This is a genomic window from Colwellia sp., assembly GCF_013214175.1.
GTDB lineage: Bacteria > Pseudomonadota > Gammaproteobacteria > Enterobacterales > Alteromonadaceae > Colwellia.
The window spans coordinates 201,242-213,472 of sequence record NZ_JABSPA010000005.1; the positions used below are offsets into that span (position 1 = coordinate 201,242).

8 protein-coding genes are annotated in these 12,231 nt (G+C 38.4%); 4 read left to right on the forward strand and 4 right to left on the reverse strand.

Features of this window, described 5'->3' with window-relative positions; translation table 11 throughout:
* Positions 1 to 93: 93 nt before the first annotated feature.
* The 4 genes from HRT55_RS13785 to HRT55_RS13800 form a co-directional block, all read right to left on the reverse strand.
* Positions 94 to 1,674 (reverse strand): serine hydrolase, encoded by a 1,581-nt coding sequence (locus HRT55_RS13785; RefSeq protein ID WP_291622139.1) that lies wholly within the window; start codon positions 1,672 to 1,674, stop codon positions 94 to 96.
* A gap of 41 nt (positions 1,675 to 1,715) precedes the next feature.
* Positions 1,716 to 2,360: a YjaG family protein gene (locus HRT55_RS13790; RefSeq protein WP_291622148.1), complete on the reverse strand. Its 645-nt coding sequence runs from the start codon at positions 2,358 to 2,360 to the stop codon at positions 1,716 to 1,718.
* Between the two features lie 107 nt (positions 2,361 to 2,467).
* Positions 2,468 to 4,027 (reverse strand): hypothetical protein, encoded by a 1,560-nt coding sequence (locus HRT55_RS13795; RefSeq protein ID WP_291622150.1) that lies wholly within the window; start codon positions 4,025 to 4,027, stop codon positions 2,468 to 2,470.
* 157 nt (positions 4,028 to 4,184) lie between these two features.
* Positions 4,185 to 4,961 carry a SapC family protein gene (locus HRT55_RS13800; protein WP_291622152.1) on the reverse strand — a complete coding sequence of 259 codons (777 nt, stop codon included), beginning with the start codon at positions 4,959 to 4,961 and terminating at the stop codon, positions 4,185 to 4,187.
* Between the two features lie 167 nt (positions 4,962 to 5,128).
* Between HRT55_RS13800 and HRT55_RS13805 the strand changes: the two genes are divergently transcribed.
* From HRT55_RS13805 to HRT55_RS13820, 4 genes are all read left to right on the forward strand, one after another.
* Positions 5,129 to 5,431: a hypothetical protein gene (locus tag HRT55_RS13805; RefSeq protein ID WP_291622154.1), complete on the forward strand. Its 303-nt coding sequence runs from the start codon at positions 5,129 to 5,131 to the stop codon at positions 5,429 to 5,431.
* Between the two features lie 541 nt (positions 5,432 to 5,972).
* Positions 5,973 to 6,869 carry a LysR family transcriptional regulator gene (locus HRT55_RS13810; RefSeq protein ID WP_291622156.1) on the forward strand — a complete coding sequence of 299 codons (897 nt, stop codon included), beginning with the start codon at positions 5,973 to 5,975 and terminating at the stop codon, positions 6,867 to 6,869.
* Between the two features lie 127 nt (positions 6,870 to 6,996).
* Entirely contained in the window at positions 6,997 to 8,427 is a 1,431-nt protein-coding gene (locus HRT55_RS13815; RefSeq protein WP_291622158.1) for an aspartate ammonia-lyase, read from the forward strand.
* A gap of 592 nt (positions 8,428 to 9,019) precedes the next feature.
* Positions 9,020 to 12,184 (forward strand): glycosyl hydrolase family 18 protein, encoded by a 3,165-nt coding sequence (locus HRT55_RS13820; RefSeq protein WP_291622160.1) that lies wholly within the window; start codon positions 9,020 to 9,022, stop codon positions 12,182 to 12,184.
* Positions 12,185 to 12,231: the final 47 nt, after the last annotated feature.

Sequence of the window (12,231 nt, forward strand, 5' to 3'; positions counted from 1 at the left end):
CGACAGTTGCTTGGCTTAACTAATATTGATAAATAAAAACTAAAAAAGCAGTACCGATAGCACTGCTTTTTTATTGATAAAATAACTATTAAGTTACTTTTTAGGCACTAGTTTTAAGTCATGAAAATCAAAACTAAAATCGGTCGCCCGCGATACCGCCTTCATGGTGGCGTAGCTAATATTACCTTCTGCATTTAAATTAAAGTTAACAAAAGCATCAGCCTCAAGGGTTCTATCATGCCAACGAACAATAAAAGTATTATGCTGGTAATGCTCTAGAGTGCCTTTTAACGCCGCAGTATTGCCAAATTGCATATGCAGTTTATTATTTTTAAAGCTAATGTGAATTTCGCCATACCAATTATCAACATAGGTTTGCGCATATTCATCGAGTCCAAGTGAGTGGCTAGCATTTTTGTTTACCGAGTCTGCCATTTTTTCTAAACGATTTTCTTCTTTAGCCTTATTTTTTTGCTGCTTATCATGATAATAAGCGATCCAATCTTTTTCAGGTAGCTCAAGGTATTCATTTAAAATTTGTAAATAGATGGCATTAAAAGCATATCCCGATTGCTGATTGGTTAGAATCACCATAGCAAGGTCTGCTTCTGGTACTAACACCACTTTAGAGACCATGCCTAAGATGCCACCACTGTGATGAATTAACTTCACGCCATGGTAATCTTTCATAAACCAGCCTAAACCGTAGGCAGAAAAATGGGTTTTATCTTGTTGAGTAGCTTTATCCGAAACAGAGAGTAAGGTGCGCGGCTGCCACATTGCTCGACTTTGCTTGGCTGAAAACAAACGTGATGCATTATCCTCAAGTATATTGCCGTAGACGCCTTGATTAAGCTGCGCTTGCAACCAAAAACTCATATCATGCACACTTGAAGCAACCGAGCCTGCCGATGAAAATTTCTCTAAGAAATTACCGCTAACTACATTTAACTTGCCGTTAAGTGGCACATGCGCTCTGGCAACATTTTTATTTTGTTTCTCAATCAATGAATACGTTGCACGGGTATTGTCCATACCAAGGGGAGTGAAAATACGCTGTTGAATAACCTCTTGCCAAGGTTGGCCAGTAATACGAGTTATCACTTCACCAGCAAGAATATACATTAAGTTATCGTAAGCAAATTCACTGCGAAAGCTCGATACTTCCGGTAAATATTTTAACCCCTTAAGAATATCGGCGTTGGTTAGGCTAGTATGCGGCCAAATCATCAAATCACCGGCACCTAAACCTAAACCTGAGTTGTGCGCTAACAAGTCTACAATAGTGAATTCACGGGTGACATAAGCGTCAGGCATTTGAAATTCAGGAATAACGTCGATGACTTTAGTTTTCCAGGTCAACTTACCTTCATCTACCAAGTTAGCCAATAATGCTGCGGTCATTGCTTTGGTATTAGAAGCTATACCAAATAAAGTATCGGCGGTAACTTTGGTCGACTTGCCCTGCTCAATAACACCAAAACCTTTACTCATCACCACCTTGTTGTTTTTAACAATAGCGACTGCGACACCGGGTACCTGAAAGGTATCCATCGCTTGGCTAATGGCTTGTTCAATTTTACTATTTTTTTCAGCTATGCTGCTTGCTTGTGCAGGAACAGCTAAAGACAAAATTAGTGTTACTGAAAACAACGTTCTACTGAGTAACTTCATAAAAACTTCCTATATGACTATTATTATTGTTTTTTCTCTAACTAAACGATTTCAATACCCAAATTAGATAGACCTTCAGATAAACTCATCTTTCTAGCTAACTTACAGGTACGTTTATCGGCAGCGGAAAATTTTAAGAAATCGAACAACTCATTTTGTGTGTCTTTTTCCCATTGCATAAGCGGATGTCCATTAATTTGCTCTAGCGTGATAACAAGCTCTTCTGAGGCACCATCATTAGCCTCATCGGCTTCTTCAAGTAAAAGTAATTCAACATAATAACTAACACTATTGTAAGACAGGCGGCTGATACTTTGGATATCGTCAATATCAATTTCTGCTGCTTTCTGTTTCTTTACAGGCTTAACTTGCATTAATTGCCACATAGCCGATAACGCCATACAGGCATCTAATGCGGGGAAGACACCGAAAAAATCAAACGCTTCAGGGTCCGGAGTTTCAGCTTCTAACTTGAGTAGCTGAGCATCACTATTAATTTTCACTGTTTGACTGTTATCAAGCCATTGCCAAAGAATATCGAGTTGATTACGTAAAACTTTCGCATTACCAAAATCAGCAGCTTCACTAAACATTTGATAATTAGGTAACATGCGCTCAAGTAAAGCCGCAGAAAAAGCAATTTGGTGCCAATGACTTAACTTGGCGAAAGGAAGGTGGATAGCCACTTGGGTATGTACTCAGTTGCAATAATTAACTGGATTATACCCAAGCTTATTCAAAATGCGAATAAGCTTGGTATTGTCTTGACTGATTTGTATAGATATCGAAACAATTAGCTGGTTAATTGTTTTTGAGCATACTCGAACTTCAAACGATATTCGGTTAATTTATGTTCTAGTTCATGGATTTCTTCGGTGAATTTAGTCGCTTGCTCACCATTAGCACCGATAAGGTCATGATTCTCATCGCGTAAGAACTTAATGGTTTCTCTCACCTTATCATTTTCTTGCTCTTGCTTATCGCGATTGCTATTAAAACGATTTAAGATGTTTTCTTGCCCCTCCTGGGCGACCTTAACTTGCTCATTAAGCACAACAACCTCTTGTTGATATAATTTTATATCATTTTGTTCAGTGGCTATTTGCTTAGTCAGTTGTTCATTAGCTTTATCTAACTCAATAATTTTTTGTTGCGCCATTGCTTGTAATTGTTTTGCTTGTTCGGTCGCTGAATTAATAAGCTTCATTTCATCAAGCTGACTTTGCTGCTCACTGGCGGCTTGTTCATTTAGCTTAGTTATTTGTATCTGATGCTCTAATACTTGTTGCTCAGCTTGCTCTTTAAACTTAACTAATTGCCCCTGATGATCTGAGTTTGTCTGTCCCGCTTGCTCTGCTAACTGAACAATCTTCGCCTGAAAGTCTGCGCTTTTTTGTTCAGCTTGTTTATTTTTATCCTGCTCAGTATCTATAGCCTTTTGTTGGGCTGATAACTGCTGTTGCAATTCAGCCTTGCCGTTTTGTTCTTGTTTAATTTGCTCATTTAAACTGGTGATTTTTTGCTGTAACCCCTCAGCGATTTTTGCATTAGTTTGTTGCGCTTCAGCTTTAACATGGCTGACTTCATTCTGAGCATGCTGTAATTTTTCTGCAAAAACATCCATTTGATGCTTTGCTGAGGCTTCAGATTGAGCTTTAATGACTGTCATTGCTTCGTTTTTCTGTTGTTCACTTAACTGAAGCTTTTCAGTTAACACATCAAGCTGCTGCCTGGTTGACGCTGCTGTTTGAACCTTAATCTCTGAGATAGCTTCGCTTTGTTGGCTTTCACTGACTTGGATTTTTTCTTTAGCTGCAGTAAGTTGCTTAGTTAAACTTTGCTCTTGTTCTGTTAACACCATGATACGGCCATTTAAGCCATCAACTTCTTGAGTTTTATCATTTAAATTTTGTTCAATTTCAAGTAGTTTCTCTTCTAATTTATAGTCACTACTTTGCTTTTCGTCATGCTGTTGAGTACTGTACTGCTTTGTCTTGGAGAGTTCTTTTTCTAAGCGCTCTATCGTCTCGGTAAAGTTGATGGTATTTTGAGTGAGCTCTACTTGAAAGTTCTGTTTAGTTGTTTCTTCATCGGCTTGTTTTTCTGCTAACGCTTGTTTGAGTTTTACCAACTCTTCTGCTTGTAGCTGCTGTTTGTCAGAAAATTGTTGCTGTAATGATTGTTCTTTTGCTGATAAATCTTTGCTTTGTTGATCGGTATTTTGGTTAACTTCCGCTTTAACTGCAGCAGTTATCAAGTCAGTTAACTTCTCTTCTACTTGAATGTAAACATCACTTGCTAAGCTTTGTATCTGCTCTTCTATGTCCTTAGAAAGTTTACTTTTATCGATCATTTTATTCTCATTATTATAAATCAACTACTGCCTCTAAATTACCACAGGTGCACCAGCACAGGAATATTAAAACGTACTTTTTTTAACAGAAAAGCACAAAAAAGGGGCTAAAGCCCCTTTTATTTAATAATAAACCAACAAGCGATTTACAATTTAATTAACTTTCAGCGGTCTCAGCAACGGCTTCTTTCGCTAATGGCGCAATTTGAATACCAGCAATTTGGTTCTTACCGGTTAGATTACGAAGTTGCACTAAGCGATTCATTTGTGCAAGTGAACCTAACATGGCATAGATAGGTACAAATAAACCACGTTTATGGAAGTCTAAAACTTTATCATCAGCTAGTGCTTTTATTTTATCTTCATTAACAGTGAAAAGACCGGTAAGTTTTTTCTTCTCACCTGTACTTAAGTCAATTTTTAACTCAAGTTCTTGTAGTAAATCGTTCTCTTCTAGCTCTTTAATGAAGTTCTCTGTCATTTTTTCATTTTCATATAAACGACCAAGAGAGTTTTGCACATTAGTTAATAATTCTGACTCTTTACCTTCAGCTTCAAATAAGGATAAATCTTTATCTTCACCAACAAATTCACTATCGACATCAACACAAGCTGTTAAGGTATTTTCTTTGTCTGGATCTAGACCTAAGGCAAATGGTGCCATGCCAATACTTTGTGGAACCGATAATGCTGACCATTTTTCATCTTGGTAAAATAAATTTTCACCCGACTCCATACCCAGCATAGCAACACTGCGGTAACGTGGTGAACCTGGATTTTTTACCAATACAATAGGGAAGCTTGCAGAAGATTGTGCATATTCAGCAGCAGTGATAGTGACGATATGCTGATTAGCAACATGTGCTAAGTTTCGTTTTTGTGAAACTTTAAGGTTTTGATGTTTATCTTTTTTAATTGCTACAAAATTAGCCATGATTTTATCTCTTGTAAATGCTTCTACTGAGCATGTTTTTATATATTGTAATTGTATTGCTATAACTAGAATGTAATTACTGCGTTGTTATAAGTTATGGAGACACTTATTTGGCTTTCAATGCTAAACTTAATATTATTTTCTAAATGACTTTAAATAACAGAATTATGCTCAGTAAAACATTGGCTTTTTTCATTTTGCTATTACTCACTACCAGCGCATTAGCCATGCCTAAAATAGCGGTAAAGCATCAACGTAATATCAAAGGTTTTGCCGAGATACAAGTCAGCAATGCCACTATGGAGAACTTAATTTGCCATGTCGCCATTGATGGCCACAAGATACTATTTCGCCTTAAAGCCATAGAAGCCTCTAGATGGTTTACCGCTACGGATGTACGCTTTAACCACACCCACTTTAGTGTTTGGTGTGATTATTTAAAATTACACCCTAAGTATCAAAAAGATTAGCCATCCTGCTTAAATAACTAAATTTCGTCCAATACAAATGCCTCCCCATAGGCAACCGCCTTTCAGTAGGTCGAAACAATTAAGTAACGAGCTAAAAAGTATTCACATCCTTATGAGAGACTAATCAGCTCATTTAACCTGCTGGCTTTGCTGCTAATTAGAAGACAGATGGCTTACTAGAAGCTAATCTGTGCACCCAAGTAGTACCTATTTTGTAACTACCGACAACACCGATTGATAACCAAGATAATTCAGCAGAGCTGATAATTTGTGCTGTTAACTCACAATGACCTCAGCGATAATACTGATTATTTATCAACCAAAACCAGTGTTGAAAATTGCGAGTAAATAAACAAGATAGAGTAAATCGTTTATCACTCTATTTTGTCTAGCCAATATCATTTATCAGTCTTTTTTGCCTATTTAGCTGATGTAGAGCAGGATAAAAAGATTATTTATGTCGATAAATTAGGTATTATGTAGACAGAAAACTCGTCATGAATAATAAAAAACAAGTAAAAACTCTGATGAAATTGGCAAGATGAATATAGAAACTAAATGGCTTAAAGATTTTATGGTATTAGCGCAAACCCGTAACTTTTCAAAAGCAGCGGAAATAAGGCATGTCAGTCAGCCTGCCTTTAGCCGCAGAATTAAAGCGCTGGAAAGTAAACTGAACTGCAAAGTGGTAAATCGCTTATACCAACCACTGCAATTAACCTTATCGGGTGAGATATTTTTAAAACGCGCCGAGAAAATACTCGCTGAACTCGATTTACTCAGTGAAGAACTACAACAGCAAACCTTACGTACACCCTTGATATTTTCAGCAACACATACGCTATCAATCGGCGTTTTCCCCTCTATCGTTGAACACATCAATAAACTGCCATTTACTGTTGATACCCAACTCAAAATTGCTGATGCCGACGATTGTGCTAACTTACTCAAACATAACCATTGTGACTATTTATTAGCCTTCAGTGATCCCTTACTTGATGATTTCCACCATGATTCTATTTTATTAGCTAAGGTGAAGTTATTACCTGTTTGTCAGGCAAACGAGCAAGGCGACCCCGTTTATCAATTATCTCAGCCGAAAAGCAGCGTTCCTTATTTAGCCTACCAAGAAAATATTTACCTCGACCGTGTTGTCAGTAAACTAATTAAAGATAAAGGCCAGCAAGTTAATTTTAATAAAATGCTGATGTCTCCCATGGCAGATAGCTTAAAAATGATGACGTTAAAAGGCTTAGGTATTGCTTGGATCCCTGAATTTAGCTTAGCGACCGAATTAGCCAGCCAAAAATTGGTGATTGCCGGTGATGAACAATGGCAACCGGAATTATCATTACGGCTTTACCGCGCTAAAAAAATGCATAACAAACATTCTTTTCAAGATAAAATCTGGCAACATTTTCATAAGATAAACCTATAAATCACTATAAACATGTGGCTAGATCGACACTATGCACAACTTGCATAACTAGTCATTCAAATAGGCATTGGTAATAACCCTTAGCAATTATTACCTTAGCGCCACTACCCATCGACCCGTAATAACAATGTCAGCTAGCATCACCTCACTCAAAGAAAACAGCACTTATCGCATAGAAAAAGACTTACTCGGTACCATGGAAATTCCCCAAGAATGCTACCATGGCATTCAAACCCAGCGCGCAGTAAATAACTTTAAGCTATCGGGAAAAAAGTTAACTGACTACCCTGAACTGATTAATGCTTTGGCGTATGTAAAGTCAGCTTGTGCTACGGCTAACTTACAACAAAAATCCTTAGATGAAGTCAAAGCCAATACCATTATTAAAGCGGCTGAATATGTTCAAACGGGGCGATTTAATAACAGCTTTGCTATCGATATGATCCAAGGTGGCGCGGGTACTTCAAGTAATATGAATATTAATGAAGTACTGGCAAATATTAGTTTAGAATTATTGGGTCATGAGAAAGGCCAATATCACTATTTACAGCCGAATACCGATGTAAATATGTCGCAATCAACCAACGATGTTTACCCAAGTTCAGTACGTTTAGCGGTATTACTTAATCAAGAGTCGTTACTGACTGCCGTTGAGCAGCTAGTAGCAAGCTTTACTCATAAGTCGAAAGAGTTTTCAGGTATTTTAAAATTAGCCCGAACTCAACTGCAAGACGCTGTACCTATGACTCTGGGTCAAGAATTTAAAAGCTTTGCTTCCACCTTAAGGGAAGACATCAAGCTAATAAGAAACATGGGTAAATTACTAACCGAGATTAACCTAGGTGGTACCGCTGTTGGTACCGGTATTAATACCCAAAGAGGTTATGGCACTATCGCCATTAACAAATTATCTGAGCTTACTGGTATTGAGTTTTCTGAAGCGGAAGATTTAATTGAAGCCAGCTCAGATATGGGTGCGTTTGTTATTTATTCAGCGACGTTAAAACGTTTAGCGTTAAAGTTATCTAAAATTGCCAATGATCTTAGATTATTAAGCATGGGACCAAGAGCTGGTTTAAGTGAAATCAGTTTACCCGCACGCCAACCAGGTAGCTCGATCATGCCAGGAAAAATTAACCCGGTAATTCCTGAAGCCGTTAGCCAATGCGCTTATCAAGTAATAGGTAACGATATGGCGATTACCATGGCAGCGGAAGCCGGCCAATTACAATTAAATGCTATGGAACCATTAATTGCGCTGAACTTGCTTGATTCACAAAACTTATTAACCAATGCCGTTAATATGTTTAACTTTTTATGTATCGGCGGCATTGAAGCCAATGAAAAACGCTGTAAAGAATTACTCGATAATAGCTTAGGACTCGTTACCGCACTTAACCCATATTTAGGTTATGAAACATCGACTAAAATCGCCAAAGAAGCATTGAGTAGTGGCGCGTCAATCATCACCTTAATAAAAGAGCAAAATTTATTAACGGATGAACAATTGGCAGATATTTTACAAGCAGATAAAATGACTCAGCCTAGCGCAACATAGTCAACGTTGAAGTAACAGTGTAGCTAAAGAATTTTTTAGCTACACGCTGCAATAACTGCTTAAATAACTGCTGTTAACTTTCTCAGTCTGCTTACTATTGCCAAGTGATTCTCAAGTATTTTTCAGTTTGACTTATGTATCATTGAGAGAAAGATATCAATTAATTTACTGTATAGTCACTACAAGAAATTAGTATAAAAACTCTAAAAAATCATCACTAAACTTCTAATTTTATTCAGACTTTTTACATTCACCACTGCAAAAACAAACCTTTATATAACTATTAGATATATCTTATAGTTAATTATATTCCTGATGCTTTTTAAACCTACACTCCTTATTTAGCAACAACTGAGATAACATTAACATACCATTAACACCGGACTTAACCTCAAAAAAATACACAATTTGTAACTATTTACTGTCGTTAACCAGCACAATTTAAATCACTGATTTTAAACAACAAAAACAGATCAAATATTGTACGGTGGATTTTTGTATGCAAATGGCGACAGATTGACCTTTGCTTTTTATGTGTTAGCTTTAAATGGCGTAACAACTACAATGTTAAAAACATGTAAAGGAAAGTAATATGAATAACATAATACTAATAAATAAGGCCTTCAAATTAGGGGCAATATCTGTCGCTTTACTCAGTAACTCTGTTTACGCGACCACATACAACTGCACTGATTTACCTCAATGGCAAACAGGCCAAGTATCTGTTGCCGGCCAAATGGTCCAAACTGCTGAACAAGCATTTAAATCGAACTGGTGGAACAAAACCAACCCTGTTACTCATTCAGGTCAATGGCAAGAGTGGCAGAACCTCGGTACTTGTGATGGTAGTGTCACTGAGAACATTCCGCCTACGGTAGCTATCATCTCACCTGAAAAAAATAGTTCTTTCACTAAAAATGACAGCGTTGTCTTTTCTGTAAGTGCTGCTGATGAAGATGGTAGCGTGGCAAAAGTTGAACTGTATTTAGATGATGCAAAATTAACCACATTAACCAACTTACCCTACGAGTTTACTTGGTCTGCAGCCCTAGGCAGCCATATGGTAAAAGCCATAGCTTTTGATGATAAAGGCGCACAAACAAGCACAGAAAGTAATGCATTAACCGTAACAGAAAAAGATACTCCACCAGTAAATAAACCACCCACCGCAACACTCATGGCGAGTTTACCCAGCAAAATTTTAATTGGTGATGCAATTACCTTTGAATACTCAGGCGCTGACATCGATGGGCAAATCACACAATTATCATTACTTGAAAATGGCGTGATGGTAAATACTATTAATGGCACTTCCGGCAGCTTTGTCTGGACAGCAACAGCTTTAGGCCAGCAAGCTTTTACGGTTGAAGTAACCGATGACAAAGGTGCAACATCTTTAAGTAATGCAATTATCTTTGCGGTAGTTACTGACGGGCAAACTGGCAATGATGCTGATGCTTGTCGACCTGAAGGTTTATACCAAACACCAGGCGTAAACACACCATATTGTACGATTTACGATCAAGATGGTCGTGAGTTGATGGGCGCAGATCACCCTCGTCGTGTTATTGGTTATTTCACCAGTTGGCGTAACGGCGCAAACGAGCAACCAAGTTATTTAGTTAATGATATTCCTTGGGACAAAGTCACCCATATCAACTACGCTTTTGCTCATGTAGACGCTAATCATAAAGTATCAATTGGCGATCCAAATTCACCAAACAATCCTGCTACCAATATGGAATGGCCAGGTATTTCCGGCGCAGAGCTAGATCCCAACTTGCCATACAAGGGTCACTTCAACCTACTAAATAAATATAAAAAATTACACCCTAAGGTAAAAACATTAGTTTCTGTTGGTGGCTGGGCTGAAACAGGTGGTCACTTCGATGATAACGGTCGCGTAGCAGATGGTGGTTTTTATACGTTAACCACCAATGCTGATGGCAGTGTAAATCAAGCAGGTATTGCCGCCTTTACCGCCAGCGCAGTTGAGTTTATCGAAAAGTACGGCTTTGATGGCGTTGATATAGATTACGAATATCCATCGTCTATGGCTGACTCTGGTCATCCAGACGATTTTGTTTTTTCAAATGCTCGTCGAGCGCACCTCAATGCTTCCTATCAAGTATTAATGAAATCACTACGTGAAAGTCTCGATATTGCTGGTGAAGCCACCGGAAAACACTACTTACTGACCATAGCTTCACCATCATCTGGTTACTTATTGCGTGGTATGGAAACCTTCCAAGCAACACAATATCTTGATTACGTAAATATCATGTCTTACGACTTGCACGGCGCATGGAATTCACATGTTGGTCACAATGCCTCTCTTTTTGATACCGGCCTAGATTCTGAGCTAGCTGCATGGAATGTTTATGGCACTAAAGAATTTGAAGGTATTGGCTATCTAAATACCGACTGGGCGGTTAAATACTTCCGCGGTGCTTTATCAGCTGGTCGTATTAATATTGGTATCCCTTATTACACTCGTGGTTTCAAAGATGTTACCGGTGGCACCAATGGTTTATGGGGTCAAGCGGCTTTTCCTGATCAAGCGAACTGTCCAAAAGGTACTGGTCAAGGCGATAAAAATAAGTGTGGTAATGGCGCTATCGGTATCGATAACCTTTGGCACGATACTGAAAATGATCGCGAAGTCCCTGCAGGCTCAAATCCACTGTGGCATGTTAAAAACTTAGAGAAAGGTATTGTTGGTAGTTATGCAGCCGCTTACGGCCTAGACCCAATAAATGATGCTAGTGATATGCTAACAGGTATTTATACCCGTCATTATGACAGCGCTGCCATAGCACCTTGGTTATGGAATGATGCTAAAAAAGTCTTTATTTCTACTGAAGATGAGGAGTCTATGGCCACTAAGGTTGATTACGTTATCAACAATGGTTTAGGTGGTGTTATGTTCTGGGAACTTGCTGGTGATTTTGATTACGACGCAGCCAAAGGTGAGTATTTTATGGGCTCAACGATGACCACAATCGCCTATGATAAATTTAATCAAAGTGGTACTCCTTATGGTATTGATAAAGGTAACAAGACTTTTGTTAAACCTGCAGAAATGGTTGATGTTAGCTTTATCGCTAAAGACTTCCCAGCGGGAGATGATAACTACCCTATCAGCCCAACTTTTGCCTTTACTAACAACTCAACCATTGATTTTTCAGGGGCTAAAATATCATTTGATGTACCAGTATCAACGTCAGCAATATTCAAGTCGAACTGGAATGCCACCAAGAAGCTCAAAATGACTATAGATCACAACGCCTCAAATAGCGCCGGTAATAATATTGGTGGTTTTGAAAATGATTTCCACCGTTTTTCAATCACCTTAACCAATGAATGGGGCGGCGTCACAGAGTCATTTAATCCAGGTCAAACGGTGAATGCTCAAGTGATGTATTACATGCCAATTAGTGGCCCGGTTAACTTCACTATTGAGAAAGACGGGGAAGTATTTGCCTTCAAAGCTGAATACCCAAATTTACCGGAAGCAACTTCTGGTGGCACAGGTGGTGGCGGTGACAACGGCGGAGGAAACGGCACAACATGTGACGGTATTGATGTTGCCACATTGTCGATTTATCCAGAGTTCCCTCAAAAAGATTGGCAAGGTAACTCTAGCCATGCCAATCAAGACGATATGGTTGTCCACAACGATACAGTTTTCAAAGCAAAGTGGTGGACTAACTCTCAGCCTGGCGGGAGCGACTGGGACAATGTCTGTAATTTATAGTCCGTTATAAACGAAACCGTTAATTCAAAGAATTTAACAAGCTAACT